This window comes from Caulobacter sp. GW821-FHT12D05 (assembly GCF_058807295.1).
In genome coordinates this window covers 533,514-560,052 of record NZ_JBXAQO010000003.1, presented here as the reverse complement: position 1 = coordinate 560,052, position 26,539 = coordinate 533,514, and the positions used below count along the sequence as shown (strand labels likewise).

Sequence of the window (26,539 nt, the reverse complement as noted above, 5' to 3'; positions counted from 1 at the left end):
CTCCTCAGGACAGGTCGGGGTTGGTGGCGAGGGCGCCGGTAGTGCTCTTGCCCCACAGGACTTTGTAGACCCACGCGGTGTACAGCAGGATCAGCGGCAGGAAGACCGCCGTGACGATCATCATCACAAACAGCGTCAGGTGGGTCGACGAGGCGTTCCACACCGTCAGGCTGGAGCGCGGATCGTAGCTGCTCGGCAAAATGAACGGGAACATCGACAGGCCCACGGTGGCGACGATGCCCAGGGCCGAGGCCGACGAGCCGCCGAACGCCGCCCAGGCCTTGTTGAACCGCATGCCATAGAGGGCTAGGGCCGCGCCGACGAAGCCCAGCACCGGGGCGATGATCATCCAGCCGTGGCGGCCATAGTTGTCCAGCCACGCGCCCGGGGCCCTGACCGCGGCGGCGCCGCGCAGCGGGTTCGAGGGACCGGCCGCGTCGGCCAGGCCTTCGATCCGGAAGCCCATGCCGCCGAACGCCACCCAGAAGCCGCCGGCCGCGAACAGCACGATGCTGGCCAGGCCGGCGATCTCGCCGATGCGGCGGGCGCGTTCGGTGACCGGGCCTTCCTCAGCCTTGACCGTCAGCCAGGCCGCGCCGTGCAGGACCAGCATCGACACCGACAACAGGCCGCACAGCAGGGCGAACGGCGAGAACAGGCCGATGAAGGCGCCCTCGTAGAAGGCCCGCAGGTCGCTATCCAGGCGGAAGGGCGCACCCTGCAGCACGTTGCCCATGGCCACGCCGAACACCAGCACCGGCACGAAGCCGCCGATGAACAGGCCCCAGTCCCAGAACGCCCGCCAGCGCGGGTCGGCGCGCTTGGAGCGGTACTTGAAGCTGACCGGCCGCAGGATCATCGCCGCCAGCACCACGAACATGGCCAGGTAGAAGCCCGAGAAGCTGATGGCGTAGACGAATGGCCAGGCCGCGAAGATCGCGCCGCCGCCCAGGATGAACCACACCTGGTTGCCTTCCCAGGTCGGGCCGACGGTGTTGATGACCATGCGCCGTTCGGCGTCGTCCTTGGCGACGAAGGGCAGCAAGGCCCCCACGCCCATGTCGAAGCCGTCGGTCAAAGCAAAGCCGATCAGGAGGATGCCCACCAGGGCCCACCAGATGACGCGAAGGGTGGCGTAGTCGATAGGGAGTTCCATGTTCAGGGCTCCTCTTAAGCGACGGCCGGTTCGGGATCAGCAGGCTCGCCGTCCGGGACGGGGTCGTGCTGAGCGAACGGGCCTTTCTTGATGGCGCGCAGGATCAGGCCGACCTCGACCACGGCCAGCGCGCCGTACAGCAGGGTGAACACCGCGATGCTGGTCAGCAGCTGCGGCACGGTCAGGCTGGAGGCCGACAGGAAGGTCGGCAGCACGCCGTCCACCGCCCAGGGCTGACGCCCCACCTCGGCCAGCACCCAGCCCAACTCCGTCGAGATCCACGGCAGCGGCAGGGCCAGCACGGCGATCCACAAGAACCATTTGGTCTCATGCTTGCGCATGGTCACCAACACGAAGGCGGTGGCGAACATCGCGATCATCAAGACCCCGATCCCGGCCATGATCCGGAAGGCCCAGAACATCACCGGCACGTTGGGCACCGCGTCCCAGGCGGTCTTCTTGATCAGGTCCGGCGTGGCCGTGCGCGGATCGGCGACATAACGCTTGAGCAGCAGGGCGTAGCCCAGGTCGCGGCGGTGCTGTTCGAAGGTCGCGCGGGCGGCGACGTCCTGCGGATTGACCTTCAACGCCTCGACCGCGCCATAGGCGACGACGCCGCTTTCGATGCGGTCCTCGGCCTTGGCGACCAGCGAGAAGATGCCCTCCACCGGCTTGTCGAAGCTGCGGGTGGCGATCAGGCCCAGGACATAGGGGATCTTGACCTCGGCGTGGGTCGTGCGCGCCTTCAGGTCCGGGATGCCGAAGGCGGTCAGGCCGGCCGGGGCGGGCTCGGTCTCCCACATGGCCTCGAGGGCCGCGAGCTTCATTTTCTGGTTGTCGGTCAGGGCGTAGCCGCTCTCGTCGCCCAGCACGACGACGGACAGCGACGAAGCGAGACCAAAGGCGGCGGCCACGGTCATCGACCGCTTGGCCACGCCGATGTGCTTGCCCTTCAGCAGGTACCAGGCCGAGACGCCCAGCACGAACACCGAGGCAATGACGTAGCCGGCGCTGACCGTGTGCACGAACTTGGCCTGGGCCACCGGGTTGAACAGCACGTCACGGAAGCTGGAGACCTCCATGCGCATGGTCTCGGGGTTGAAGGCAGCCCCGATCGGGTTCTGCATCCAGCCGTTGGCGACCAGAATCCACAGCGCCGACAGGTTGGTGCCCAGGGCGACCATGAAGGTCACGAACAGGTGGCTGACGGGTTTCAGCTTGTCCCAGCCGAAGAACATCAGCCCGACGAAGGTGGCCTCCAGGAAGAAGGCCATCAGCCCCTCGATCGCCAGCGGGGCGCCGAAGATGTCGCCGACATAGTGCGAGTAGTAGGACCAGTTCATGCCGAACTGGAATTCCATGGTGATGCCGGTGGCCACGCCCAGGGCGAAGTTGATCCCGAACAGCACGCCCCAGAAACGCGTCACCGTTCGCCAGATCGGGCGCTTGGTCATCACATAGACGCTCTCCATGATGACCAGCATGAAGCTGAGCCCGATGGTGAGCGGAACGAACAGGAAGTGGTACAGGGCGGTCAGCGCGAACTGGAGGCGCGACAGGTCGATGACGGCGGGGTCCATGGACAGCTCCGAGACGAACGGCCGAAGATCACGCCGATCGAGAGCTAAGCCCTAGACCCTCGCGACCGCCCGGTCCTTGATCGGGATCAAGGCTTCCGGATGAACCGACCCTACACTCAACCCATGGGCGCCCGCATAGTACAGATTGATCATATAGCCGTGGGCAAGCGCTGGTTGGAGGGGATAAGCCGTGTCCCGAGCCAGGCGGGCCGGCTTGCGCGGGGGCTCACGCTGCTGGACGGCCTGGCCGCGATCGCCTTCGCGGCGGGCCTGGCGTTCGGCATCGACGCCGTCGCGCGGCAGGCTCCGCTGATCCCGTGGCTGGCCCTGACGGTCACGGCCATGGCGATTCGGGGCGTGCTGGCCAACCTCACCGGTGTCGCCGGGGCGTTGGCGGCGGCCGAGGCCAAGGCGGGCGTGCGTGCCGATCTGGCCCGGTCGATCTTCGGCGGCCCGCGTCGTCCGGCCGGCGAGGCGACCACCGCGCTCGTGGAAGGCGTCGAGGCCCTGGACGGGCTGTTCGCGCGCTTCCTGCCGGCCCGGCTGTCGGCCGCCGTCCTGCCGCTGGTGATGATCGCCGTCGCCGCCATCGCCAGCCCGATCTGCGCCGGCATCCTGCTGGCCACGCTGGTCCCGTTCATCGCCGCCATGGTCCTGGCCGGCACGGCCGCCGCCGCCGAGAGCCGGGCGCAGTTCCTGGCCCTGGAGCGCCTGTCGGGTCTGTTCCTCGACCGCGTCCGCGCCCTGCCCGTCGTGCTGGCTTTCCAGGCGGAGGGAACGACCACGGCGGCCTTGAAACGCTCGGCGTCGGAGCTGGCCGAGCGAACGATCCGGGTGCTGCGCGTGGCCTTCATCTCGTCGGCCGCGCTGGAGTTCTTCGCCGCCCTGTCGGTGGCGCTGGTAGCGGTCTATTGCGGCTTCAACCTGCTGCGCCTGCTGCCCTTCCCGGTCCCCGAGACCCTGGATCTGAAGCGCGCCTTCTTCGTCCTGGCCCTGGCGCCGGAGGTCTACGCGCCGATGCGCCGTCTGGCCGCCGCCTATCACGACCGGCAGGCGGCGGAGGCGGCGAGCGCCAGCCTGTCGACGCTTGAAGCGCCCGAACCTCGGCGGGTTGCGGCGCCACTGACCAAGGCCCCCACCATCCGCTTCGAGGACGTCACCGTCCGCTACCCCGACGCCGACACGCCGGCGCTGGAGAACTTCAACCTCGTGGCCGAGGCCGGGACCATCACCGCCCTGGTCGGCCCCAGCGGCGCGGGCAAGAGCTCGCTGCTGAACCTGCTGCTGGACCTTGCGCCGCTGACCGCCGGCCGCATTGAGGCCGAGGGCGAGATCGCCTGGGCCGGCCAGTCACCGCTGATCCTGCCCGCCTCGATCGCCGACAACATCGCCTTGGCCAGACGCGACGCGACCCGCGCCGAGATCGAAGCCGCCGCCAAGGCCGTGGGCCTGATCCTCGACCGTCCCGGCGGCTTGGACTTCGTGCTGGACGAACGCGGCAGCGGCCTCTCGGGCGGCGAGCGCCGGCGCCTCTCCCTGGCCCGCGCCCTGCTCAAGCCCGCCCCGATCCTGCTGCTGGACGAGCCGACGGCGAACCTGGACGCGGCGTCGGAGGTGGCGCTGCTGGACGCCATCCGCGAGGCCGCGCGAGGGCGCACGACCTTGATCGCGACGCACTCTGAAGCCGTGGCGGCCCTCGCCGACCAGGTGGTGCGGCTGTGAGCCCCCTAGACCGACTCATTCGCGCCCAGAAGCGCGAGCGGGCCGGCGCCCTGCGGCTGGCGATCGCCAGCGCCGTGGTGCTGGGCGCGGCGTCAACCGTGCTGATGGGCCTGTCCGGCTGGTTCATCGTGGCCAGCGCCATCGCCGGCGCGGCGGGGCTGGCGGTCGCCCATACGTTCAACGTGCTGATCCCCAGCGCCATGATCCGCCTGCTGGCCATCGGCCGCACCGCCGCGCGGTATGGCGAGCGTCTGTCCGGACACGCCGCCGCCCTGCGCGCCCTGGCCGCCATCCGCCCGGCGGTGTTCGCCAGCCTCGCCGCCGCGCCGCCCTCGGAGGCCCTGGGCCTGTCACGCGGCGAGGCCTCGGCCCGGCTGGTGCAGGATGTCGACGCGATCGAGACCCGCTTCGTCCACCTCTCCGCGCCGTGGAGCGCCGTCGCCGGCCTGGCCTCGGCGATCGCCATGGCCGCGCTCGCGGGACCGGCGCCGGCCGTCGTGATCCTGGTCGCGGCCCTCGCGGCGATCCTGGCCGCCCGCGCTCTGGCCAAGCGCTTCTCCACCCCGGCCCGCGCTGCCATCCAGGCCAAGGTCGGGGCGCTGAAAGACACCACCGCCACCCTGGTCGCCGCCTCGGCCGAGCTACGCGCCTACGGCCTGGAGGCCTGGGCCGGCGACACCCTGAACGCCAAGGCCGCCGAGCTGGACGGCGCCCGCCTGGCCGCCGCCCGCGCCCAGGGGATGATCGTCGCCAGCCAGGCCGTGATCCTCGGCGGCGCGGTCGCCGCCGCCATCGCGACCGCCGCGCCCGCGGGTCCAGCCCTCGCGGCGCTGGCGGGTCTGGCCGCCGCCATGGGGGTGGACGCCCTGGCAGGCCTGGCCCACGCCTTCGACCAGGACGGCGCGGCGCGAGAGGCGCGCGAGCGGCTGGACGGCATTCTGCGCCATCAACCGCAGCCCACGTCGCAGCTGGAAACCGCCCCCACGCTCACCCTCCTCGGCGAGACCCTGAACCCCGGCGAACGCCTGGCCATCATCGGCCCATCCGGCTGCGGCAAGACCACCGCGATCGAGACCCTGCCGGGGCTCCGAGGTGAGGCCTCAAACCCCCGCGCCGCCTTCGCCTGGCTCCCGCAAGACGCCGGCCTGATCGCCGGCACGGTGCGCGAGAACCTCCGCCTCGCATCGCCCAAGGCGACCGACGACCAGCTGTGGGAGGTCCTGGAAGCTGCCGCCCTCGGCGACCGGATCCGCGCCGCGCCGCAGGGCCTGGCGGCTTATCTCGGCGACGACGGCGAGCGTCTCTCCGGCGGCGAGCGGCGACGGCTGGCTTTGGCCCGCGCCTATCTGCGCGACGCCCCGTGGCTGCTGCTGGACGAGCCCACCGAGGGCCTGGACGCGGCGACCGAGGCCCTCGTCGTGGAGCGGCTGAACGCCCGGCTCCAGCAAACCGGCCAAGGCCTGGTCGTGGTCAGCCACCGCCCCGCCCCGGCCGCCCTCTGCGACCGCACGGTGAGGATGGGCTAGTCTTCCTTCGGCGCCTTGCTCTGCAGCACGGTCCAACCGCCGCCATCGACCAGAGCGCTGATCGAGCGGCCGATGGTCTGGCCTTGATAGAACAGCAGGATCAGCAGCGCCGCCACGACCACGCCCTTCTTCTTGGCCAGGGCCGCGATCAGGGTGAAGACGGTGAAGATCGCCAGGCCGATCCACAGCATCGGCCGGCTGATGGCGCCGAACTCGCCGGTGCCCAGGGTCAGGATGGTCAGCACCGCCGCCATCGAGAGATTGGCCGCCAGCACGCACAGCAGCACGATGGTGCGGTTTTCCCAGAAGTGGTCGTCCAGCGCCGCGCCGTCGGCGGCGTCCTTGGGGAACACCAGGCTGGCGGCGACGTAGAACACGCTGGCCACCACCAGCCCCAGGATCAGCAGGGCGAAGTTGAACGGCGCAAAGCGCAGGATCGTCCAGGCCTGGGCCCAGAAGGTCGCGATGTCGATGGCGACGAAGGCGGCCAGGAACAGGGTCAGGTGGCCGAAGCGGATCTTGCGCCGCCGCTGCACCAGCCCCGCGAACCCGCCCACCAGCTCGGCGGCGGAAAAGCCCAGGACCAGGCCATAGAAGCTGAAGAAGAACTCGAACGCACTCACCAGACACCCCGCCGCGAAGCTTCCCTAAGCCGGCATAGAGCCTGAACTCCGGGAAGTCACGACAGGGCGGAACGCTACTTCATGTTGACCCGGATATAGGTCACGAACAGCACCACGGCGAACACGCTGAACGCCGCGATCACCAGACCCAGATACGCCATTTGCCCGCCCGACATCGAAATCTCCCGTGTGTTGGCGGGAGCACCGTCGGACCTACGCATTGGCCCGTCCTTGACCTGGCTCAAACCGGCGCGGCTATAAGGACCGCACGACTGGAGCACTCATGAAGCCGGCCCGGGGCCTGTCCTCGACCCTGTTCAGCGATCCGCACCCGACCGCCTATCTGGCCGCCTTCGCGGCGGTGATGGCGACAGCGGTGGCGCGCCTGTACCTGCCCGAGGCCTTCACCGCGCCGTCGTCGTTCCTGCTGTTCGTGCCGGCCGTGCTGATCGCCGCCGCCCTGGGAGGCCTGGGCCCGGGCGTCTTCGCCACCACCTTCGCCTGGGGCACGGTGTGGTGGGTGACGCGGTCCATCCCGTTCAACCTGGTCAGCGGCATCTGCGCGGCGATCTTCCTGTCGGTCGGTTTCGGCATGGCCGTCGGCGGCGGCTGGTTCCACGCCGCGCGGCGGCGGGCGGCGGCGATCAACGACCACCTGCAATCGATCCTCGACACCGTGCCCGACGGGGTGGTGGTCATCGACCGCGCCGGGATCATGACCTCGTTCAGCCCCGCCGCCGAGCGCATGTTCGGCTGGAGGGCGTCGCAGGTGCTGGGCAAGAACGTCAGCCTGCTGATGCCCCAGCCCAACGCCGCCGCCCACGACGGCTACATCCAGCGCTACCACCGCACCGGCGAGAAGCGGATCATCGGCGCGGGCCGCGTCGTGGTCGGCATACGCAAGGACGGCTCGACCTTTCCGATGGAGCTGGCGGTCGGCGAGACTCAAGGACAGGTGCCCTCCTATACCGGCTTTATCCGTGACCTGACCGAGACGCAGGAGACCGAGACCCGCCTGCAAGAGCTGCAGAACGAGCTGATCCACGTCTCGCGCCTGACAGCCATGGGCGAGATGGCCTCGACCCTGGCGCACGAGCTGAACCAGCCGCTGTCGGCCATCGCCAACCTCTTGACCGGCTCGCGCCGCCTGATCGACCGGGGCCGCGAGGCCGACCAGGCCAAGGTGCGCGACGCCATCGACAAGGCCGCCAACCAGGCCCTTCGGGCCGGCGAGGTGATCCACCGCATGCGCGACTTCGTGCGCCGGGGGGCCAGCGAGCGCGAGGCCGAGAGCCTGTCCAAGCTGATCGAGGAGGCGTCCGCGCTTGCCCTGATCGGCGAGAAGGATCGCCAGGTCGACGTGCGCCTGTCCTTGGATCCGGCCGCCGATGCCGTGTTCGCCGACCGGGTCCAGGTGCAGCAGGTGCTGCTGAACCTGATCCGCAACGGCATCGACGCCATGCAGGACCAGACCGCCCGCCGCCGCGCCCTGCTGATCACCACCGACGTCACCGAGGAAGGCTGGTCGCGGGTCAGCGTCGCCGACACCGGTCCGGGCATTGCCGACGCGGTGCTGGAGCGCCTGTTCCAGCCCTTCATGACCACCAAGCCGCAGGGCATGGGCGTCGGTTTGTCGATCTCGCGCTCGATCATCGAGGCCCATGGCGGCCGCATCTGGGCGCAGGCCAATCCCGGCGGCGGGGCGCTGTTTAGCTTCACCCTGCCGCCCGCCGAGCATCATCAGAAGGAGACCGTCGATGAGTGACGCCCCCGTCGTGCACGTGGTCGACGACGACGAAAGCGCCCGCGAGTCCCTGGCCTTCCTGCTGGAGTCGGCCGACTTCGAGGTCGTCTCCTATGCCAGCGCACCGGCCTTCCTGGAGGCGCTGCCAGCCGCTCGGCCGGGGGTGATCATCACCGACGTACGCATGCCCGAGATGAGCGGCCAGGAGCTGGTCGCCCGGCTGGCGGCCCAAAAGATCCGCATGCCGATCATCATGATTACCGGCCACGGCGACATCCCGATGGCGGTCGAGGCGATGCGCTCGGGCGTGGTGGACTTCATCGAAAAACCGTTCTCGGACGCCCGCATGCTGGACGCCCTGGAACGCGCCATGAAGGCCGCAGAAGCCTCGCCCGTCAGCGACGACCAGGCCGCCGTGCTGCACCGGCTGGAGACCCTGTCCGAACGCGAGCGCCAGGTGCTGGACGGCGTGGTGGCGGGGCATGCCAACAAGGTCATCGCGCGGGAACTGGGCATCAGCCCCCGGACGGTCGAGATCTATCGCGCCAAGCTGATGACCAAGATGCAGGCGGATAACCTGGCCGCGCTGGTGCGGATGACGCTGTCGGCGCGCGGCGGCTAGGCCGAAAAGTTCACAAGCGCGCCGGGCTTCACGCTGGCGGGATCGCTGGCCTCGCCGCCGATCTTCTGACGCAGCCAGTCGATCATGACCTGGGGCGAGGTCGTCTTCTGGTCGCCCATCTTCGCCTCGAAGAGCCCCTTCTTCACCATCGGGCTCGACGCGACCTTCTCGAGCGCGGCGAGCTGGGTTTTCGCCTGGTCGACCGTGTAGTTGGTGAAGTCGCCGAACGGGAACGGACGCCAGTTCTGGCGCGCCACCGCGGCGGCCTGCGCCTGCTCCCTCAAGATCTTCGACTGGGCATCCCCCGCCGAGGTGCGCCTTTCCGTCTCCGCGATATCGGCCTTCTGCGCCGGCGTCAGTTCGATCAGGCGCGCCGGGCCAGCGGGGCTGATGTCGGTCGGCGTGGCCTTGGAGATCCGGCTTGCGAGCTCGGCGCGGATCGCCATGCCCCGCTCCAGGTTCGTGATGGTCATGGTCGGCATCCTCGACGGCTCGCCGGGAGCGTGCAGGAAACGCGCCAACTCAACCAAGATACAAGCGCTTGAATTAGAACGCGAAAAACTTCGCCGCTGCCGCCGTCCGACGCGGGCCGGGCAAGTTTCTCCCGGTTGTATTTGCCCTAGGGCCGCGCCAGCAGCGCCGACAGCCTCCGCTCCAACGCATCGTCCAGCAGCGGCTTTTCCACGAGGCTCACCCCGCTGACGCCCCGACGGATGAGCCGTTCGGCGTCCCCCGTCAGCACGATGGTCGGCAGCCCTTCCACCGCCGGCAAATCCCCGCTCCCATCGTCGATGACCACCGCCGCCAAGGGCCGGCCATCGGGCCGCGTGGCCACTCTGTAGCCCTCCGTCTCCAGCGAGAAGCGCAGCGCCTCGCGCAGGGGCTCGTCGTCGACCAGCAGCAGGATCAGGGGACGGTTGGGCATTCTGTCATCTTGCGTGCGCCAGGGCGGCGAAACCTTGATCCGCCTCAAAACCGGAGGGCGCCCGCAACCCCGCGTAAGGGGGTTTCCTTAGGCGCGGCCCCCGACTGTCACGCGGCGCGGAAAGGGCGCAAAGACCTTAGCAACAGAAGGGTCTTTCCATGCTGTCTCCGCTCCGCATCGACGCTGCCCCAATTGCCCTGGATCCCGTCCTGGCCATCCCCGGCGCCTGCCCGCATTTCCGCCGCGACGAAGAGGTCTTCGGCGAGGGCGAGGAAGCCTCGCACGTCTATCAGGTGGTGTCGGGCGCGGTGCGCACCTACCGCATCCTGCGCGACGGCCGCCGGCAGATCGACGAGTTCCACTTCGCCGGCGACTATTTCGGCCTGGAGATGGGCGAGGCCCACCGGGTCACGGCCGAGGCCATGACCGACGCCAGCATCCGCATGATCCGACGCGGAGCGCTCAGCGAGCTGGCCGCCCGGCGCGGCGACGCGGCGCGGGCGCTGTTTCGCCTGACCGCCGAGAACCTGCAGCGCTGCCAGGACCACGTGCTGATGCTGGGCCGCCGCTCGGCCCAGGAGCGGGTCGTCGGCCTGCTGCTCGACATCGCCGAACGCACCCACGCGACCGCCGAGCTGGACGTGCCGATGGGCCGCCAGGACATGGCGGATTATCTGGGCCTGACGATCGAGACGGTGTCGCGGACGCTGACGGCGTTGCAGGACGAGGGGCTGATCGCGCTGCCGACGGTGCGGCACGTGGTGCTGAAGGACCGTCGGGCGCTGGAGCGGATGGTGAGCTGAGGTTCGCCACTCACCTAACCAAAAACTCTGCCTTCCTAGGCCTTGTGCCTAGGACCCATGCCGACGCTCGCATGGCGCATCCGGGCGCGTTGCCACGCTGCCGGACGCTCTCGAAACCTCAGAACCTGGCGGAACGATGGGTCCTAGGCACAAGGCCTAGGAAGGCAGGAATGGGTGGGTTGTGGGACGGTCAAACACCCCCCTCGTCCGTCCGCTCCAGCCCGGCGATCGTCGCCTCGTCGCGGGCGTCGCGGTCGCCGGCCGCGCGCAGCATCGCCTGCCGCAGGGCGTAGCCGAGCAGCGCCGCCAGGATCACCGCGTTCAGCACGAACGGGCCCCAGCCGATCTTCTCGTAGAGCAGCACGAACAGCGGGGCGACCACGACGTTGAGGCCGTTGATCGCTGCGATGGCTCCGGCCGCGCCGGCCTGGTCCTTGGCGTCGACCGACAGCGAGGCCCCCGCCGTGAAGCCCGGCCGCGCGAAGCCGTAACCCAGGCTGGCGATGGCGTAGCCGATGGCGACGGCGGCGTAGTCCGGCGCGAAGGCGACCACGATATTGCCCAGGGCCGCGCAGCCGACGCCCCAGCGCATCAGCTCGCGCGGGCCCATCTGGAACATGCGGATCAGGCCCCACTGGGCCAGCAGGCCCGCCACCGCGCCGGCGGCCATGGCCAGGGTGATGAAGCCCTGGGCCTTGACCGGCTCGAGCCCCAGCTTGTCGATGATCAGAAAGCCCAGGGTCTGGGTCTGGGCGGTCTGGCACGAGGCGACCAGGAACCCGAAGATCAGGAAGGGCTTCAGACGCGGGTCCTTCCACAGCGCCGCGCCCTCGCCGCGCCAGGGCAGGCCGAAACGGCGGTGGCGGGGCGGGCTGTCGCCGCGTCCGGGCTTGAAGGTCTCGGGCAGGCCGCGATGGACGACGACCATCATCACCGCGGCGACGATGGCGAAGGCGAACATCGGCCCGGCCAAACCCACGCCCGGCAGCACGAACAGCGGGGCCAGCAGCGGCCCGACCACGGTGCCCAGGCCGAACGCCCCGGCCAGGGTGGCCATGGTCTGGGTGCGCTCCTCGCGCGTGGTGCGCTCGGCCATATAGGCCTGGGTCGCCGGATTGGCCGCCGAGCCGAAGCCGCCGAACAGCGCCCGGCACAGCAAAAACAGCACGAAGATCACCATCGGCGGGGCCAGGTGATGCAGGCCGGCCGAGACGACCAGGGCGCACAGCAGCATCGAGATGGAGAAGCCCGCCAGGCCCAGCAGGATCAGCGGCTTGCGGCCTCGCAGGTCCGACTGCCGCGCCCAGATCGGCGAGGTCACCGCCCACAGCACGGCCGACAGCGAGAAGATGCCCGCCACCAGGGCGTCAGGGATGCCGATCTGGCGGCCGATCGCCGGCAGCACCGACAGCATGCCGGTGTTCCCCAGGGCGGTCGCGACCGACACGCCGAAGAGGATGGCGAATGCGCGCCGGTGGTCCGGCGCTGGCTTTGTTTCCCCACTCATCAAACAAACGTTAGAGCCGGCAAGCTTCACACGCAATGTGTCGCAGGTCACAGACCGGCTGGCCGAACGGGTGAGAACGTTGGATTAATCATTAATCCGGATGATGCGCCGTCATTCTCGGGGTCGGGCTTCCACCACCATGTTCCAGATCATCGGCATCCTAATGCTCTTCGGCATGGTGTTCGGCAGCTACCTGATGGGTGGCGGCAAGATGGACGTCATCATCGAAGCCGCCCCGCACGAGCTGATGGCCATTCTGGGCGCGGCCGTAGCCGCGTTCCTGATCTCCAACTCGATGGTCGTCATCAAGGGCACGGCCGGCGGCTTCGGCAAGATCTTCAAGGGCCCCAAGTGGAAGCCGGCCGACTATCGCGACCTGCTGTCCCTGCTGTTCCTGCTGACCAAGACGATGAAGTCCAAGGGCGTCATCGCCCTGGAAAGCCACATCGAAAAGCCGCACGAGAGCACGATCTTCGCGCGCTATCCCAAGGTCACCCACGACCACTTCGCCGTCGACTTCATCTGTGACACCCTGCGGATGATGACCATGAACCTGGAGGATCCCCACCAGGTCGAGGACGCGATGGAGAAGCAGCTCGAGAAGCACCACCACGAGGCGCTGGAGCCCGCCCACGCCCTGCAGGCCATGGCCGACGCCCTGCCCGCCCTGGGCATCGTCGCCGCCGTGCTGGGCGTCATCAAGACCATGGGCTCGATCACCGAACCGCCGGCCGTCCTGGGCGGCATGATCGGCGGCGCTCTGGTCGGCACCTTCCTGGGCGTGTTCATCGCCTATGGCATCGTCGGCCCGATGGCCACGCGCCTGCAGGCCGTCGTCAACGAGGACGGCGCCTTCTACAAGATCATCCAGGCCGTCCTGGTCGCCCACCTGCACGGCAACGCCGCCCAGATCTCGGTCGAGATCGGCCGCGGCAACGTGCCCTCGCCCGCCCAGCCCAGCTTCGCCGAGCTGGAAGAGGCGCTCTCGCAGATCCCCAACGAGTAGGCGCAGGTTAGCGCGTCGTAACTTGCACGCGCTTTCGAACCGGTATTCCTTGCCGTCAACAAACGACGCAAGGGGAAGCCTCATGAGCACCATTCGCAAACTGCTGATCGCCGGCATCGCCGTCTCGGCCCTGTCGCTGGCCGCCTGCGGCGGCAAGCACGAGGAAGCCGGCGGTGAAGACGCCGCCGCCAAGGCCGCCGCCGCCGACGCCTCGACCGTGACCGACGCCGCCTCGGCCCAGGACCAGGCCGCCGCCGACGCCAACAAGGCCGCCGCCGACGCCGCTGCCGCGCCGGCCGATCCGGCGGACGCCGCCGCTCAGACCGCCAGCGACGCGGCCGCGACGGGCGCCACCTCGGCCCCGGCCGCCGAAGCGCCGAAGCCGGAAGAGAAGAAGGCGGCGCACTAAGCCGCTTTGCTCCGCGCAAGAACGAAGGGCCGCCCCACCGGGCGGCCCTTTTTCGTTGACGGTAGGCGCGAGCCCGCGCTCTAGACCCGCATGGATCCCACCGCCCCTTCCAGTCCCCTGCTCTGGCGCGAGGACGGCCTGCCGCAGTCCAGCCTGTACGGCGACGTCTATTTCTCCAGCGTCGACGGCCTGGCCGAGACGCGGGCGGTGTTCTTGGCTGGCTGCGGGCTGCCGGAGCGGTTCTCCAGAGACTTCACCGTCGGCGAGTTGGGCTTCGGGTCGGGCCTGAACATCGCCGCCCTGCTGGACCTGTGGCGGCGCGAGAAACCCGAAGGCGCCAAGCTCCACATCTTCTCGATCGAGGCCCACCCGCTGGCGCGCGACGAGGCCGCCCGGATCCTGGCCCACTGGCCGGAGTTGGGCGAGGCCGCGCAGGTGCTGCTGGACCACTGGCCGGGCCGCGCCAAGGGCTTCCACCGTGTGGACCTGCCCGGCTTCGACGCCGTGCTGGACCTGGCGGTCATGGACGTGGTCGAGGCGCTGGAGGCCTGGGACGGCGCGGCCGACGCCTGGTTCCTGGACGGCTTCTCCCCCGCCCTGAACCCGGCCATGTGGCGCGAAGAGGTCCTGGCCGCCGTCGCCAAGCGTTCCGCGCCCGGCGCGAAGGCCGCGACCTTCACCGTGGCTGGAGCCGTGCGGCGCGGCCTGCAAGCCGCCGGCTTCGAGATCGCCAAGCGTCCGGGCTTTGGCCGCAAGCGCGAACGGCTGGAGGCCTGGCTGCCGGGTGAGCGCCAAACCCCGCCTCGCCCCGGAACGCTCGCCATCATCGGTGGCGGCATTGCCGGCGCGTCCCTGGCCCGCGCGGGCCGCGCCGAGGGCCTCTCCGTCACCGTGCTGGACGATCCCGACGGCGTCGCGGCTTCCGGCAATCCCGCCGCCCTGGTCACGCCCGCCCTGGACGCCGGCGGCGGTCCCCGCGCGGCGCTCTATGCCCAAGCCCTGGCGCGCGCCGTCACGCTCTACGAAGCCGAGCCTGGGGCGGTGATCGCCCACGGCGTGACGCAACTGGCCACCGGCGAGCGCGACCCGGCCCGCTTCGCCAAGGTCGCCGAGCAGGACCTGTTCGAGCCCGGCGCGATGCAGACGACGGAGACGGGTCTCTCCATGACCAGCAGCCTGGTCATCCAGCCCGCCGCCGTCACCGCCGCCTGGTCCAGCGAGGTCATGCATCGCCGTGTCGCCCGCCTGGAGCGTGATGGCGAAGGCTGGAAGCTCCTGGACGAGGCCGGCGACCTGATCCTGCGCGCCGACCGCGTGGCCCTGGCCGGCGGCGTCGCCACCGCCGATCTCGCGCCCTTGCCCCTCAAGCCCGTGCGCGGCCAGGCCAGCTGGACGGACGCTCCTGCCCCCGCACCGACGGCGTTCGGCGGCTATGCGGTCCCGACCCGCGACGGCGTGCTGTTCGGGGCCACCCACGATCGCGGCGAAACCGCCACCGACGTCCGGGCCGACGACCACGCCCGCAATCTCGACACCCTGGCCAAGGGCCTGCCGGACCTGGCGGCGTCCCTGGCGGGCAAGACCTTCGAAGGCCGGGCGGCGATCCGCGCCACCACGCCGGACCGCATGCCGCTGGCCGGGATCACTCAGGATGGATGGCTGGTGCTGACGGGCCTGGGCTCGCGCGGCTTCTGCCTGGCGCCGCTGCTGGCCGAGCATCTGGTCGCGCGCCTGCTGGACCTGCCCTCGCCCCTGCCGCGCGTTTTGTCGCACCCGGTTGAATCTGGCCGTTTCGACTCGCCTGAGACGAGCAGCGGCGTATAGTCGAACACGGTTATCGGAGCGCGGAAGCGGTCCCCATTTCCCGCGTCCCACTTCATTTCCAAACGAGGCCGGCCACCCCTTCAGGCCGGCTCGCGTGACGGCGGCCCTCCGCCCTCTTGGTCCGCCGGATCGGACGCCCCCGACGCCCCATCGGGGGCGTCTTTTCGTTTTTGGCCTCCCCCTTCGGGTAAGGTGGCCCGACGCCCCATCGGGAGCGTCTTTTCGTATCGGAGCCAGGCTCCAGACAAGGCTAGGGGGCCGGCCCGAAGGCCGACCCCCTGTCACCCCACCAATCAGTCTTCTTATTTATTAGAAGTTGATCGAAACCGTCGAACGGCGGTTCAGCGGTTCCTTCACGCCGTCACCCGTAGCAACGGCCGGAGCGCTTTCGCCCTTCCAGTCGACCGCCAGGGCCGTGGCGTTGACGCCCATGCTGACCAGGCCATCGGCGACGGCCTTGGCGCGGCGTTCCGAGAGCTTGGCGTTGTACTTGTTCGAGCCCGAGGTGTCGGTATGACCCGTCACCACGATCTTCGAAGCGCCGCCGCCCTTGGCGTATTCGGCGGCCTGCTGGACCACCGCCTGGGCTTCCGTCGTCAGCACGTACTGATCGAACGGGAAGTAGACCACGAACTCACGCGACTCGTAGGCCGGAGCGGCCGGAGGCGGCGGCGGGGGCGGCGGAGGAGCCGGCTCCGGCGGCGGGGGCGGCGGGGGCGGAGGCGGGGGCGGCGGGGGCGGCGGGGCCGACCCGAAGGTGTAGCGCAGGCCCAGGGTCACCGAGGTGTCCTTGTAGCGGCCCGAGAAGGTGCCGACGTCCGTGATCGAACCACCGGCCGGGCCGGCGTTCTGCGTCACCGAACCCCAGTCCAGCTTGGACGTGCGCAGGTAGCGGCCGGTCAGGTCCAGCGACCAGTTCTCGGCGAAGTTCCAGGCCACGCCCACCAGGCCCTGCAGGGCGAACGCCTGGTCGACGTCGTCGAAGCTGGTGTTCTGGTAGATGGCGGCGCCGGCCGGGACGCCCGACAGCTGGCCATAGACCTTGTTGTGCACCCAGGCCGTACCGGCGCCGACGCCGACGAACGGGCTGATGCTGGAGTTGGGGGCGAAGTCGTAGATGGCGTTGGCCATCAGGGTCGTGGCCTTCAGCGAACCCTTCGGCTCACCGCAGGCCGGGGCGGCGGCGGTGCGCTGCACGCCGGCGGTGCAGAGACCGATCGGCTGGCCGGCGCTGGAGCCGACGCCACGCACGCTCTGGAAGTCGCCCGGGCGATAGCCGTATTCGGCCTCGACGCGGAAGTTCGGGGTGAACTTGTAGCCGAAGCGGCCGAACGCGGCCCAATCCTTATCGGCCGAGAAGTCCCACTGATAATTGTTGGTGGAGTTCGCCTTGACCGAGTCCGGCTCATGATAGCCGACGTCGCCCGCGACATAAAAACCACTCGTGGCGCTCTGGGCCAAGGCGCCCGAGGCGGCGCTCAGCGCAACCGCCGCGACGCTGACCAGCAACCGCATTTTCATGTTGTACCCTCTTCAATCGAAATGTCGCGGGCCCGACTTGCCCGGCGCTCGAGACGACAAACGCGTCATGTCCGGAAATGGGTGTGTCGAATGAGCCACACCGGCGCCCAGAATGTGAAAATTGTGGCGGAGGGCGCCATGCTCCGGCAGCGCTTAGCTTGGCCGGAAAGCTTGGCTGGAAGCTGTGCGCGTTTGTCGCAAATAGCCGAGATTGCAGGAGAAATCAGGATTCATCATACTCGTCTGAAGTGGCGCGTGGAGTACGGTCGTGAGTGTTGAACCCTTCCCTCTGGCGGCGGACGAATTTTCGGGAACGGCGGAGGCGATCACCGGCGGCGGGCAGCCGAACGCCTTCGTCAACGCCGACACCCGGGTCGGCATCGTGGCCGGCAAGACCAGCCTGACGGTCGACCAGGCCGCCTCGCAGCTGATCCGTGGCGAGCCGGGCTGGGGTCCGGCCCTGCAGAAGGCCGCGACGGTCAGTTACGCCTTCCGCGCGACCGCGCCCACCAAGATGCCCACCGACACGGCGACCTTCACCCAGTTCTCGGGCGCCCAGATCACCCAGACCGAAAAGGCCCTGACCGCCTGGTCCGACGTGGCCAACGTCATCTTCACCCGCGTCGGCACGGGCAGCGGCGACGCGGCCTACAGCAACAACGCCACGATCCTGTTCGGCAACTACAACAGCGGCCAGACCGGCGCGGCGGCGTTCGCCTATATTCCGGGTAACCCCGCGACCTTCAGCGAGGACGGCGACGTCTGGATCAATTCCAGCCTGAGCTACAATTCCATCCCGACCGGCTCGAACTATGGCGGCATGGTGCTGGTGCACGAGATCGGCCACGCCATCGGCCTGGGCCATCCGGCCGACTACGACGCCGACAGCAGCAAGGCCCTGACCTACGCCGCCGACGCCGGCTATTACGAGGACAGCCGCCAGTACACGGTGATGTCCTATTTCAGCGAGAGCAACACGGGCGGTTCGTTCTCCGGGGCCTACGCCTCCTCGCCGCTGCTGGACGACATCGCCGCCGCCCAGCTGGCCTATGGCGCCAATATGAGCACCCGCACCGGCGACACGGTCTATGGCTTCAACTCGACCGCCGGCCGCGACTGGTTCAGCGCCGTCGCCACGCCCAAGCTGATCTTCGCCGCCTGGGACGCCGGCGGGACCGACACCTTCGACTTCTCCGGCTACAAAGTCGCCCAGACCATCGACCTGCGCTCGGGCTATTTCTCCAGTGTCGGCGGCCTGACCGGCAACGTCACCATCGCCATGGGCGCGACGATCGAGAACGCCATCGGCGGCTCGGCGGCCGACACCATCAACGGCAACGCCGTCGCCAACCGCATCACCGGCGGCCAGGGCAACGACATCATCGACGGCGGCCTGGGCGTCGACACGGCCGTCTACGGCGGCAAGTTCGGCAGCTACGCCATCAGCGCCAAGGCCGACGGCGGCTGGCAGATCAAGGACAATGGCGGCCTGGGCGAAGGCACGGACAGCGTCATCAACATCGAGAGCCTGGCCTTCTCGGACCGCACGGTCTCGATCGTCGACAGCCGCGTGGCCACGGTGATCACCAACGTGCTGCGCATCGCTCCCTTCTCGGTCACGGGCGACGCCACGATCAAGACCATCGCCGCGGCCATGGCCGGCGGGGCCAGCTACACGGACGCCATCGCCCAGGTGACCAAGGCGGCGATTTCGACCGCCGAGGTGGCGGTGCTCAGCTACCAGTTCTTCACCGGCAAGACGCCGACCGCGGCGGGCATGGACTATCTGGTCAATCCCGATGGCGCCAACACCGCCAACCTCAACAGCGCCTACTACCAGTCGTTCAATCTCGAGAACCGCTACATCAATTTCGCGGTCAATCTGGGCAAGGTCGGCGAGGGCGCGGCCAGCTTCGCCGCCACCTTCGGCGGGGCCTCGCTCGAGGACACCACCAGCGCCGCCTATGCCCGGATCTTCGGCGCGACCCCGACCGCCGCCAAGGTTCACGAGCTCTTGGACGCGACCTTCAATTTCAGCGGCCAGACCATGACCCGCGCCCAGTACTTCGCCTATTACGGCCAGGACGGCCTGAACGGCCAGGGCACCAAGGCGGCCATGGTCGGCTGGCTGATGGCCGAGGCCGCCAAGGCTGACCTGGGCGTCTACGCCAAGTCCGCCGACGCCCTGTTCGCCGACCAGGCCAGCCACAATGTCTACGGCGTCGACCTGCTCGGGACCTACGCCAAGCCGGAATATAATCTGGTCTGAGGTCCGCCACGGTCAAGAAATGGCAACCTTGTCGCTCTACCTGAGGGTTATAGCCCGCACGCAGAGCGACAGGAGCCCGCCTTGGCCGTCATCAACGGAACGCCCGGCAACGACGACTTCTTCCTCTCGGCCAACCAGGACGACGAGGTCTTCGCCGGCGCGGGCAACGACCGGTTCGCGATCAGCGCCTCCTTCGGCGTCGGGAAGCTGCGGGTCGATGCTGGGGACGGCGACGACCTGTTCCTGGTCAAGGACATCTCGAACGGCCCCACGATCCTTCACGGTGGCGCGGGCAACGACACCTTCCGGCTGTTCTACGGCGGAACCGTCTATGGCGATGCGGGCGCGGACATCTTCAAGCTGACCGACGATTCCGGCCGCCTCCCCTTCAGGATCGCCGACTTCTCGGCCGACGACGTGCTCGATGTCCTGCCCCACTTCGAATATCTGAGCCTTCCAGCCGGCCCCGACCCCTTCGCTTCCGGCTATGCGCGCTTCATGCAGCTGGGCGCCGACGCGATGCTGCAGATCAAGGGCGCCAACGGCGAGTGGCGGACCTTCGGCTACATCCTGGGTCGCGACGCCAGCCAGTTCACCACCGCCCAGCTGGGCGGCATGAAGACCGGCGTCGTCCCCTACCCGGCCTCGGTCTCGATATCGACCGCGGCGACCAGCGTCATGGAGGGCGGCACGGTGACGGTGGACGTAACCCTCTCGGCGCCGTCCACGGAAACCGTCCAAGTCTACGTCAGCCCCACACGGCTCAGCGACAACAATTCGGCGGGCAGATCGGTCTTCGTGACCCTGCAGCCCGGTCAGACCAAGGGTCAGGCCGTCATCGCCATCGAGGACGAAGGGTATCTGGACACGCGCGGGCAGGTGGCAATCTCGGCGTCCGCCTCGGGCTACGCCTCCAACCCGCTGAACCCGGCCAGCATCACCCTCACCCTCGTCGACAATGACCAGAAGGGCTTCAGCGTCGCGTACGGCAACCCGACCTATGCCTACAAGAACCTGACGCTGCTGGATGCCGTCCGACCGGGCGACGCCGCGGCGCTGTCCACCGTGCCGAGCGGCACGTGGCCGCCGCCCGGGCGAGACTATGTCCGGCTGATCGAGCCCTTCGTCCTGGCCAACACCTCGGTGGCCCTGACGGCCTACCAGTTCTTCAGCGGCAAGAGCCCGGGCCAGGCCGGCCTGAAGTACCTGGTCAACTCGCCCGACAACGCCAGCGACCTGAACGACGCGGGCGGCATCTATGCGGGGATGAACACCGAGAACCGCTACATCAACTTCGCCGCCAATCTGGGTCTGGTCGGCGAGGGCAAGGCGGCCTTCGCCAGCGCCTATCAGGGCCTCACCTTCCGGCAGGCGGTCGACAAGGCCTACGACACCGTGATCGGCAAGGCCTATGCCCAGGCCGCCGGCGTCAATGTCGCCGCCGCCATCGACAGCGTCGTGGCCACGCAGAGCTATTTCAGCGCCCTGGCCGCCGAACGCATGGGCGGCTTCGACCACGACCTCGCCATGAAGGCCGGCATGGTCGGCTACCTGATCGCCGAGGGCCAGAAGGCCCATGTCGGCGCCTATGCCCGCGCGGTCGAGAACTTCTATCTCGACCTCATGGACAGCACGGCCCAGCACAATGTCGACCTGGTCGCCATCTACGGGCCGGGCACGTTCCTGGACGCGATGTAGTCTAGGCCTTCGCCTTCGGCGGCCTGGCCTTGAGGATCGCCAGGGCCTCCCACGGCTTGCCCTTGACCGCCACGCCGGCCGCCAGCCCGGCGACGAAGGCGCCGCTGGGATGGGCCTGGATCAGGTCGACGATCCGCTGCTCGATCGAGGGCCGGCGATGCCGCGCCCGGTGCTGCTTGTGCGCCAAGGCCCACACCGCGACCGTCACGCCCGCCAGGGCGGTGACCGCCACATAGGCCCAGGCCCGGCCCAGATGCGGGGCCAGGAACGCGAACACCGCCATCGCCCCGGTCACCGCCGCGATCGCCGCCGCCATGATCAGGCCCGCGCCCGTCATCAGCCGCGAAATCAGGTCATCGATGAAGTCGTCCAGCATGTGTGAGCCTCCAGCCGTCTGCTGAAGGTCAACGCTGGAGAGGGCGTTTGGCGCCGCCAGCCCCGCCTTCAGACCCGCGAAAGCCGCACCGGGCTGCCCGGGCCGCGTCGGATCACGCCCTTGGCCTCCAGGTCCAGCTGCGCGGCCTTCAGCCACCAGCCGGCCTTCTCCCCGCCGGGAAACAGGTCGTCGGGCAGCAGCGGCAGCAAGGCGGTCTTGGCGTCGGCCACGGTCATGCCGGCCCCGACGGCGGGCAGCACCTTCAGCAGCGCGTCGCGCATCGCCTCGTACTTGGCCCGCTCCACACGATAGGTCCGGCCGGGCGACGTGAAGTTCTCGATCTCGATGCGATCAACCGGCATCCAGCGTCCCCTGTACGTAGTCGGTCTTGGGGACCTTGAAGCCCATGGCGATCCAGGCGCCCAGCAGCCGCCCCATGAAGGCGGGCGCGGCCATGCCGACGGACGGGATGGACGGGTCGAGGTCGGCCGCCGCCGCGCCCAGGTCCTGGGTCATGGTCCGCATCTGGATCGGCGGGCGCTCCCCCGGCGCGAGGCGGTCGCGATAGACGCTCAGCCAGTGGCCGTTCTCGAACTCCAGGAACATGGGCGAGGCGCAGCAGGTCGCCACCACGCGGCGCGTCGGCGACTGCGGTCCCAGGCGGAATTCCCGCAGCCGCTCGGCGCCCGCCGTCGGCCGCGCGCGGTCCTTGCGGCACAGGACGTAGTCGGTCCCGCCCTCCGCGCTACGGACCGGCCCGGCGCCCGGCAGCGCCTCCAGCACCGCCGCGGCCCGCCGGCAGCTGTCGCAATGACAGGTCGCCGTCAGGATCGGGCGACCGGTCAGCTCCAGGGCGACCTGGCCGCACCGGCATCGCGCGGCCGTTCGAGTGTCTTTGTTCATCAGGCGCTCCTCCTGAGAAACTAGACTGGACGGTCTAGTTTGATGCGTCAAGCCGCGACCGTGTAGACTCCTCGCCGGAAGGAATCAGGTCGCATGAGCCAAGCCCAGGAAACGCGGATGCAGCGCACGCGAAACTGCATCCTGGACGCCGCGCGCGGTCTGTTCCTGAAGAGCGGCTACCTGCCCACCAGCATGGACGAGATCGCCGCCGCGGCCGGCGTCTCCAAGCAGACGGTCTATGCCCACTTCCACACCAAGGAGGGGCTGTTCCTGGAGCTGGTCGACAGCATGACCGGCGGGGCGGGCGACACGTTCCAGGCCCAGCTGACCACGGATTTCGACGAGCGAGCGATCCAGGCCTACCTGATCGAATATGCCGAACGCCTGCTGACCAACGTGATGACGCCCGAGCTGATGCGCCTGCGCCGGCTGGTCATCGGCGAGGTGGCGCGCTTCCCGGAACTGGGTCGCACCCTGCACGCGCGCGGACCCGCCCGCTCGATCGGCCGGCTGACCCGCACGTTGGAGCATTATCGGGCGAAGGGAGAGGTCAAGGTCGAGGATCCGCGCAAGGCCGCGACCTTCCTCAACTGGCTGATCATGGGCGAACCGACCCACGACGCCATGCTGCTGGGCGACGGCGCCATTCCATCGGCCGCCGATCTGCGGGCCCATGCGAAAGCCGCGATCGACGTGTTCCTGGCGGCGCACGGCGCCTGACCAGGATCGTCAAGTCTTCAGATTTTCAGGAAGGGAATGGTGGACGCGACAGGGATTGAACCTGTGACCCCTACGATGTCAACGTAGTGCTCTCCCGCTGAGCTACGCGTCCGCCGAAGCGAACCGGAAGCGCTTCGAGAAGCGTCCCGGCCGGGAAGGTGTGGGGGTATAGCGGCGGCTTTGCCGGTGCGCAAGCCGCCAAAACCAGATTTTTAAGCGGCCATCATTTTTTCCACCTCGGCGACCAGGTCGCGCAGGTGGACGGGCTTGGACAGCACCTTGGCGCCGGCCGGCGCGCGGTCCTGCGCCGACAGGGCGACGGCGGCGAAACCGGTGATGAACATGATGCGCAGGGACGGATCGCGGGCGGCGGCCTGGCGGGCCACCTCGATACCGTCCATGCCCGGCATAACGATGTCGGTCAGCAGCAGATCCCAAGGGGCTTCCAGGTGCTGGACGGCCTCTTCGCCGTCGGCGCAGGCCTGGACTTCGAAGCCGGCGCGCTCCAGCGCCCGGGCCAGGAAGCCACGGAGGGAATCGTCGTCTTCGGCGAGGAGGATGCGGGCCATCAGGTCACGTGTCCGGAAGATGTGCGTCGGTCGAGAGGCCACCTTACCGCGCGCATCGTAAATCGGGGATGAACCTAATCGTCGCGGGCGACATCTGCCTTGTGGACGGATCGCCTCATTCCGAGCCTTGCGAACTATTCGCGTTTGACCCCGGCCCGCCCGCCTTCGATGATGCCGGCATGAGCGCTTGGCGGCCCCTCTCCACCGATCAATCGGTAACAACGCCGCTGGAGACCCTCAGCGGGCCGGCGTTCGAGATCACGCGCGCCGCCCCGGCCGGCGCCCCGCCGCCGACGGCCCTGGTGTTCGCCTCGCCCCACTCGGGCGACGTCTATCCCGAAGACATGACCTCGGCCGCCCGCCTGCCGGTCGAGACCCTGCGCGCCTCCGAGGACGCCTTCGTCGACCGCATCGTGGCCGGCACCCCCGCCCTGGGCGCCAGCCTGATCCGCGCCCGCTTCGCCCGCGCCTATGTCGACCTCAATCGCGAGCCGTGGGAGCTGGACCCGGCGATGTTCGAGGGCGAGCTGCCCGAATACGCCCGCGGCCGCACCGCTCGGGTGGCGGCGGGCCTGGGCACCATTCCGCGCATCGCCGGCGAGGGCCGGCCGATCTATGCCCGCAAGCTGACCTTCGCCGAGGCCAAGGACCGGGTCGAGCTGGCCCACCGCCCTTATCACGACGCCCTGGACCGCCAGCTGGCGGCGGCGCGGGCGGCGCATGGCGTGGCGATCCTGATCGACTGGCACTCGATGCCGGCCGCCGCCGCGCGCGGCCAGCGGGCCAAGGGCGGCGGGCCATGCGACATCGTGCTGGGCGACCGCTTCGGCGCGGCCTGCTCGCCCAAGCTGACCGGCCTGGTCGAGCGCGAGCTGGAAGCCCTGGGCTACCGCGTCGTGCGCAACGCCCCCTATGCCGGCGGCTACACCACCGAACACTACGGCCGCCCGGCCAAGCGCACCCACGCCCTGCAGATCGAGATCAACCGCGCGCTCTATATGAACGAGATCACGCGCGAGCCGACCGAGGGCTTGATCAAGCTGACGGCCGACGCCGAGGCCCTGACGCGGGCGCTGGCGGGGCTGGATGTCACGGAGCTGAAGTAGCCTTACACACCAACGGGAGACGTGCAGATGAAGACCTCGACCCTTGGCCTGGCGGTCATCGCCGCCGCCCTTCTCGCGACCCCTGCCCTGGCTCAGAACACCCCGTCCGACGTCCGCGACCTGGTCGGGGCCCGCGCCGCCGGCGGCGAGACCCAGCTGCTGGCGCGCGGTTACGTCAATGTCGGCGTCCAGACCGGCGACGATCGCAAATGGACCACCTGGTGGAACGGGCAGCGCGGCGTCTGCCTGTCGGTCGCCACGGTCAATGGCCGCTACGACTCGATCGTCACCACGCCCGCCCCCGATTGCCGGCGGAATGGGAGCGGTGGAGGCGGCGGCGATGACCGCTTCCAGCCGCCCGCCTTCGGCTACGGACGCGACGGCGGCGGCTATCGCGAACACATCGCCCTGATCTGCTACGGCGAGGGCCAGAAGCTGACCGCCGAGACCCGTTCGGGCTACGAATGGGATCCCGACAAGCGGCGCTACAAGCCCCGGTCCGGCTATGACTGGACCAACAAGGAGTACGACACCTCGGTCACCATCGAGATCGACGGCGCTCAAGGCCGCATCCGGCCGGCCAAGTCGATGCTGCCGCCGATCCGCTCGGGCAGCGACGACGGCTGGTACGACATCGCCAATCTCGTGGTCTCCCGCGACATGATCCGGGGCGAGTTCCGGCTGAACGGCATGAACAAGCCCAGGCTGTCGATCGACCGCCGCGCCGGCCACATCAACCTGGACGGCCTGACCAAGTTCAGCGGGACCTGCACGCCGCTGGACGGCGACCGCAAGTTCTAGGCGGGCTTGCCGCCGACCACGCTCAGCAACAGGGCCACGCCGGTGACGATGGTCCAGGCGACCACGAAACAGCCGAGCGCCGCGGCGACGGCGTGGACCCGTCCGTAGCCGTTACGCCGCCGCCAGAGGGCCTCGACCGTCACGTACCAGCCCGAGATGATGACGAACGCCAGCACCGCGCCCGTGCGCAGGTCCGGCCAGCCGGAGCCCGCCATCGCCGCGACGCCCACGACCAGGGCGTAGACGGCGGCCGGGAAGCATTCGGGATAGACGTGGCCGCGCAGCGTCTTGCGCGTCAGCGGTTCCTTGGCCGTCAGGGTCCGCTCCAGGGCGAACAGCAGCGGGAAGACGCCGTACAGCATCGACTGGAACAGCACGATGTTCTCGTGCGAGTGCAGCGCCTTGAGCGGCGCCTCCGGCAGGTGGGTCGGCGCCAGGGGCCCGATCCCCAGGCGGACCAGGTGCGAGATCAGCAGGCTCAGCATCAGGAACAGCGGCGGGCTCAGGGCGTCGTCGAACTGGTCCTCCTCGCGCTTGCGCAGCTCGGCATGGGCGTGGTCCAGCATGCGGCGCGGGACGAACAGGGTCCGGAAGAACACCAGCGGATAGAAGACCAGCCAGCTCATCACCTCGAAGACTAGCTCTTCGAGCGATCTGAGGATCTTCATGAAGTCCATGGGGCCGCCGTCTCCACGCCAACGGGCCTCACCCTGCGACAGGCGCTCCCGCGCGTCCAGGCGCTGGCGGATCAGCGCTCGGCCTGGGCCTTTGGCGGCAAGGCGAAGCGAATCGTGATTCCCGGCATGCGCCGCGAGACCTGCACCGCGTTCGGGCCCGTGACGTCGACCTGGTAGTAGGTCATGGCCATCAGGGCCGCGCCGCCAAAGCCCAGGCCTTCGGGATTCTCGCCCCGCACCACGCACTCGCCGAACCCGCCGTCGCGACGGATCACGCATTCCAGCGTGGCCGCGCCCTCGACGCCGGCCCGGCGGGCGGTGGCGGGGAACAGGCCGGCCAGGACTTCCGGCGATGGCGATTTCAGGATCTGCAGCGGCGGCAGGCGTTGCTGGGCGGGCGTCATACCCGTGACACCAAGCAGGATCAGAAGAGCCGCCCCGAACGTTATGCG

At 69.2% G+C, this 26,539-nt stretch carries 25 protein-coding genes, 1 tRNA gene and 1 pseudogene; 13 read left to right on the top strand and 14 right to left on the bottom strand.

Features of this window, described 5'->3' with window-relative positions; all coding sequences use genetic code 11:
• Positions 1–4: 4 nt before the first annotated feature.
• Positions 5–1,156, bottom strand: a complete 1,152-nt coding sequence (cydB, locus tag AC1RRR_RS15485) for a cytochrome d ubiquinol oxidase subunit II (protein WP_492814405.1) — start codon at positions 1,154–1,156, stop codon at positions 5–7.
• A 14-nt stretch (positions 1,157–1,170) separates the two neighbouring features.
• Positions 1,171–2,736: a cytochrome ubiquinol oxidase subunit I gene (locus AC1RRR_RS15480; protein ID WP_492814403.1), complete on the bottom strand. Its 1,566-nt coding sequence runs from the start codon at positions 2,734–2,736 to the stop codon at positions 1,171–1,173.
• 123 nt (positions 2,737–2,859) lie between these two features.
• Here AC1RRR_RS15480 and cydD point away from each other — a divergent pair, with 123 nt between their 5' ends.
• Positions 2,860–4,458 carry a thiol reductant ABC exporter subunit CydD gene (gene cydD, locus AC1RRR_RS15475; protein WP_492815262.1) on the top strand — a complete coding sequence of 533 codons (1,599 nt, stop codon included), beginning with the start codon at positions 2,860–2,862 and terminating at the stop codon, positions 4,456–4,458.
• On the top strand, positions 4,455–5,984 hold the full coding sequence (locus AC1RRR_RS15470; RefSeq protein ID WP_492814401.1) for an amino acid ABC transporter ATP-binding/permease protein: 1,530 nt from the start codon (positions 4,455–4,457) through the stop codon (positions 5,982–5,984). The genes cydD and AC1RRR_RS15470 overlap by 4 nt, the downstream gene beginning before the upstream one ends.
• Here AC1RRR_RS15470 and AC1RRR_RS15465 read toward each other — a convergent pair.
• On the bottom strand, positions 5,981–6,607 hold the full coding sequence (locus AC1RRR_RS15465; protein ID WP_492814399.1) for a hypothetical protein: 627 nt from the start codon (positions 6,605–6,607) through the stop codon (positions 5,981–5,983). The genes AC1RRR_RS15470 and AC1RRR_RS15465 overlap by 4 nt on opposite strands.
• 283 nt (positions 6,608–6,890) lie before the next feature.
• Between AC1RRR_RS15465 and AC1RRR_RS15460 the strand changes: the two genes are divergently transcribed.
• A complete protein-coding gene (locus AC1RRR_RS15460; protein WP_492814397.1) occupies positions 6,891–8,372 on the top strand; it encodes a PAS domain S-box protein in 1,482 nt (493 codons plus the stop codon).
• Complete coding sequence (gene fixJ / locus AC1RRR_RS15455) at positions 8,365–8,973, top strand: response regulator FixJ (RefSeq protein ID WP_492814395.1); 609 nt, start codon at positions 8,365–8,367, stop codon at positions 8,971–8,973. The genes AC1RRR_RS15460 and fixJ overlap by 8 nt, the downstream gene beginning before the upstream one ends.
• Here fixJ and AC1RRR_RS15450 read toward each other — a convergent pair.
• Together AC1RRR_RS15450 and fixT are read right to left on the bottom strand one after the other, a co-directional pair.
• Positions 8,970–9,446 carry a hypothetical protein gene (locus tag AC1RRR_RS15450; RefSeq protein WP_492814393.1) on the bottom strand — a complete coding sequence of 159 codons (477 nt, stop codon included), beginning with the start codon at positions 9,444–9,446 and terminating at the stop codon, positions 8,970–8,972. The two genes, fixJ and AC1RRR_RS15450, sit on opposite strands and share 4 nt — an antisense overlap.
• 146 nt (positions 9,447–9,592) lie before the next feature.
• On the bottom strand, positions 9,593–9,898 hold the full coding sequence (gene fixT / locus AC1RRR_RS15445) for an oxygen-responsive sensory/signaling system negative regulator FixT (RefSeq protein ID WP_492814391.1): 306 nt from the start codon (positions 9,896–9,898) through the stop codon (positions 9,593–9,595).
• Positions 9,899–10,056: 158 nt separating this feature from the next.
• Here fixT and fixK point away from each other — a divergent pair, with 158 nt between their 5' ends.
• Positions 10,057–10,701, top strand: a complete 645-nt coding sequence (fixK, locus tag AC1RRR_RS15440) for a transcriptional regulator FixK (RefSeq protein WP_492814389.1) — start codon at positions 10,057–10,059, stop codon at positions 10,699–10,701.
• 190 nt (positions 10,702–10,891) lie between these two features.
• On the opposite strand, the gene AC1RRR_RS15435 is transcribed toward fixK, so the two are convergent.
• On the bottom strand, positions 10,892–12,208 hold the full coding sequence (locus AC1RRR_RS15435; RefSeq protein ID WP_492814387.1) for an MFS transporter: 1,317 nt from the start codon (positions 12,206–12,208) through the stop codon (positions 10,892–10,894).
• A gap of 139 nt (positions 12,209–12,347) precedes the next feature.
• Between AC1RRR_RS15435 and motA the strand changes: the two genes are divergently transcribed.
• The 3 genes from motA to mnmC2 all read left to right on the top strand — a co-directional run bounded on the left by motA (position 12,348) and on the right by mnmC2 (position 15,447).
• A complete protein-coding gene (motA, locus tag AC1RRR_RS15430; protein WP_492814385.1) occupies positions 12,348–13,214 on the top strand; it encodes a flagellar motor stator protein MotA in 867 nt (288 codons plus the stop codon).
• An 82-nt stretch (positions 13,215–13,296) separates the two neighbouring features.
• Entirely contained in the window at positions 13,297–13,623 is a 327-nt protein-coding gene (locus tag AC1RRR_RS15425) for a hypothetical protein (protein WP_492814383.1), read from the top strand.
• A gap of 90 nt (positions 13,624–13,713) precedes the next feature.
• Positions 13,714–15,447 (top strand): tRNA (5-methylaminomethyl-2-thiouridine)(34)-methyltransferase MnmC2, encoded by a 1,734-nt coding sequence (mnmC2, locus tag AC1RRR_RS15420; protein ID WP_492814382.1) that lies wholly within the window; start codon positions 13,714–13,716, stop codon positions 15,445–15,447.
• A 309-nt stretch (positions 15,448–15,756) separates the two neighbouring features.
• On the opposite strand, the gene AC1RRR_RS15415 is transcribed toward mnmC2, so the two are convergent.
• Positions 15,757–16,968 carry an OmpA family protein gene (locus tag AC1RRR_RS15415; protein WP_492814381.1) on the bottom strand — a complete coding sequence of 404 codons (1,212 nt, stop codon included), beginning with the start codon at positions 16,966–16,968 and terminating at the stop codon, positions 15,757–15,759.
• A 268-nt stretch (positions 16,969–17,236) separates the two neighbouring features.
• Between AC1RRR_RS15415 and sapA the strand changes: the two genes are divergently transcribed.
• Both sapA and AC1RRR_RS15405 read left to right on the top strand, forming a co-directional pair.
• A complete protein-coding gene (gene sapA, locus AC1RRR_RS15410; RefSeq protein ID WP_492814379.1) occupies positions 17,237–19,237 on the top strand; it encodes a protease SapA in 2,001 nt (666 codons plus the stop codon).
• An 81-nt stretch (positions 19,238–19,318) separates the two neighbouring features.
• A complete protein-coding gene (locus AC1RRR_RS15405) occupies positions 19,319–20,935 on the top strand; it encodes a hypothetical protein (protein ID WP_492814377.1) in 1,617 nt (538 codons plus the stop codon).
• 1 nt (position 20,936) lies between these two features.
• Here AC1RRR_RS15405 and AC1RRR_RS15400 read toward each other — a convergent pair whose 3' ends face one another.
• The 3 genes from AC1RRR_RS15400 to AC1RRR_RS15390 form a co-directional block, all read right to left on the bottom strand.
• Positions 20,937–21,311, bottom strand: coding sequence for a hypothetical protein (locus AC1RRR_RS15400; protein WP_492814375.1), 375 nt, complete (start codon positions 21,309–21,311; stop codon positions 20,937–20,939).
• 68 nt (positions 21,312–21,379) lie between these two features.
• Entirely contained in the window at positions 21,380–21,673 is a 294-nt protein-coding gene (locus tag AC1RRR_RS15395; RefSeq protein WP_492814374.1) for a DUF6958 family protein, read from the bottom strand.
• A complete protein-coding gene (locus AC1RRR_RS15390) occupies positions 21,663–22,214 on the bottom strand; it encodes a GFA family protein (protein ID WP_492814372.1) in 552 nt (183 codons plus the stop codon). The genes AC1RRR_RS15395 and AC1RRR_RS15390 overlap by 11 nt, the downstream gene beginning before the upstream one ends.
• Before the next feature lie 93 nt (positions 22,215–22,307).
• Between AC1RRR_RS15390 and AC1RRR_RS15385 the strand changes: the two genes are divergently transcribed.
• Positions 22,308–22,934 carry a TetR/AcrR family transcriptional regulator gene (locus tag AC1RRR_RS15385; RefSeq protein WP_492814370.1) on the top strand — a complete coding sequence of 209 codons (627 nt, stop codon included), beginning with the start codon at positions 22,308–22,310 and terminating at the stop codon, positions 22,932–22,934.
• A gap of 37 nt (positions 22,935–22,971) precedes the next feature.
• Here the strand turns inward: AC1RRR_RS15385 and AC1RRR_RS15380 are convergent.
• Positions 22,972–23,046, bottom strand: a tRNA-Val gene (locus AC1RRR_RS15380).
• A 100-nt stretch (positions 23,047–23,146) separates the two neighbouring features.
• Positions 23,147–23,503: a cell cycle two-component system response regulator CpdR gene (gene cpdR, locus AC1RRR_RS15375; RefSeq protein WP_291871818.1), complete on the bottom strand. Its 357-nt coding sequence runs from the start codon at positions 23,501–23,503 to the stop codon at positions 23,147–23,149.
• Between the two features lie 179 nt (positions 23,504–23,682).
• Between cpdR and AC1RRR_RS15370 the strand changes: the two genes are divergently transcribed.
• Together AC1RRR_RS15370 and AC1RRR_RS15365 are read left to right on the top strand one after the other, a co-directional pair.
• Complete coding sequence (locus tag AC1RRR_RS15370) at positions 23,683–24,609, top strand: N-formylglutamate amidohydrolase (RefSeq protein WP_492814368.1); 927 nt, start codon at positions 23,683–23,685, stop codon at positions 24,607–24,609.
• 27 nt (positions 24,610–24,636) lie between these two features.
• Positions 24,637–25,410: a hypothetical protein gene (locus tag AC1RRR_RS15365; protein WP_492814366.1), complete on the top strand. Its 774-nt coding sequence runs from the start codon at positions 24,637–24,639 to the stop codon at positions 25,408–25,410.
• Here the strand turns inward: AC1RRR_RS15365 and AC1RRR_RS15360 are convergent.
• Positions 25,407–26,087, bottom strand: a complete 681-nt coding sequence (locus AC1RRR_RS15360) for a hypothetical protein (RefSeq protein ID WP_492814364.1) — start codon at positions 26,085–26,087, stop codon at positions 25,407–25,409. The genes AC1RRR_RS15365 and AC1RRR_RS15360 overlap by 4 nt on opposite strands.
• A 71-nt stretch (positions 26,088–26,158) precedes the next feature.
• Positions 26,159–26,473 (bottom strand): annotated as a pseudogene (locus tag AC1RRR_RS15355) (hypothetical protein); the annotation flags it as partial.
• Positions 26,474–26,539 lie beyond the last annotated feature (66 nt).

Bases quoted from the DNA above. Each gene is read 5' to 3' on its own strand.
- cydB (WP_492814405.1), bottom strand. From the start codon at position 1,156: ATGGAACTCCCTATCGACTACGCCACCCTTCGCGTCATCTGGTGGGCC.
- AC1RRR_RS15480 (WP_492814403.1), bottom strand. From the start codon at position 2,736: ATGGACCCCGCCGTCATCGACCTGTCGCGCCTCCAGTTCGCGCTGACC.
- cydD (WP_492815262.1), top strand. From the start codon at position 2,860: ATGGGCGCCCGCATAGTACAGATTGATCATATAGCCGTGGGCAAGCGC.
- AC1RRR_RS15460 (WP_492814397.1), top strand. From the start codon at position 6,891: ATGAAGCCGGCCCGGGGCCTGTCCTCGACCCTGTTCAGCGATCCGCAC.
- fixJ (WP_492814395.1), top strand. From the start codon at position 8,365: ATGAGTGACGCCCCCGTCGTGCACGTGGTCGACGACGACGAAAGCGCC.
- AC1RRR_RS15450 (WP_492814393.1), bottom strand. From the start codon at position 9,446: ATGACCATCACGAACCTGGAGCGGGGCATGGCGATCCGCGCCGAGCTC.
- fixT (WP_492814391.1), bottom strand. From the start codon at position 9,898: ATGCCCAACCGTCCCCTGATCCTGCTGCTGGTCGACGACGAGCCCCTG.
- fixK (WP_492814389.1), top strand. From the start codon at position 10,057: ATGCTGTCTCCGCTCCGCATCGACGCTGCCCCAATTGCCCTGGATCCC.
- AC1RRR_RS15435 (WP_492814387.1), bottom strand. From the start codon at position 12,208: ATGAGTGGGGAAACAAAGCCAGCGCCGGACCACCGGCGCGCATTCGCC.
- motA (WP_492814385.1), top strand. From the start codon at position 12,348: ATGTTCCAGATCATCGGCATCCTAATGCTCTTCGGCATGGTGTTCGGC.
- AC1RRR_RS15425 (WP_492814383.1), top strand. From the start codon at position 13,297: ATGAGCACCATTCGCAAACTGCTGATCGCCGGCATCGCCGTCTCGGCC.
- mnmC2 (WP_492814382.1), top strand. From the start codon at position 13,714: ATGGATCCCACCGCCCCTTCCAGTCCCCTGCTCTGGCGCGAGGACGGC.
- AC1RRR_RS15415 (WP_492814381.1), bottom strand. From the start codon at position 16,968: ATGAAAATGCGGTTGCTGGTCAGCGTCGCGGCGGTTGCGCTGAGCGCC.
- AC1RRR_RS15400 (WP_492814375.1), bottom strand. From the start codon at position 21,311: ATGCTGGACGACTTCATCGATGACCTGATTTCGCGGCTGATGACGGGC.
- AC1RRR_RS15395 (WP_492814374.1), bottom strand. From the start codon at position 21,673: ATGCCGGTTGATCGCATCGAGATCGAGAACTTCACGTCGCCCGGCCGG.
- AC1RRR_RS15390 (WP_492814372.1), bottom strand. From the start codon at position 22,214: ATGAACAAAGACACTCGAACGGCCGCGCGATGCCGGTGCGGCCAGGTC.
- AC1RRR_RS15385 (WP_492814370.1), top strand. From the start codon at position 22,308: ATGAGCCAAGCCCAGGAAACGCGGATGCAGCGCACGCGAAACTGCATC.
- cpdR (WP_291871818.1), bottom strand. From the start codon at position 23,503: ATGGCCCGCATCCTCCTCGCCGAAGACGACGATTCCCTCCGTGGCTTC.
- AC1RRR_RS15370 (WP_492814368.1), top strand. From the start codon at position 23,683: ATGAGCGCTTGGCGGCCCCTCTCCACCGATCAATCGGTAACAACGCCG.
- AC1RRR_RS15365 (WP_492814366.1), top strand. From the start codon at position 24,637: ATGAAGACCTCGACCCTTGGCCTGGCGGTCATCGCCGCCGCCCTTCTC.
- AC1RRR_RS15360 (WP_492814364.1), bottom strand. From the start codon at position 26,087: ATGGACTTCATGAAGATCCTCAGATCGCTCGAAGAGCTAGTCTTCGAG.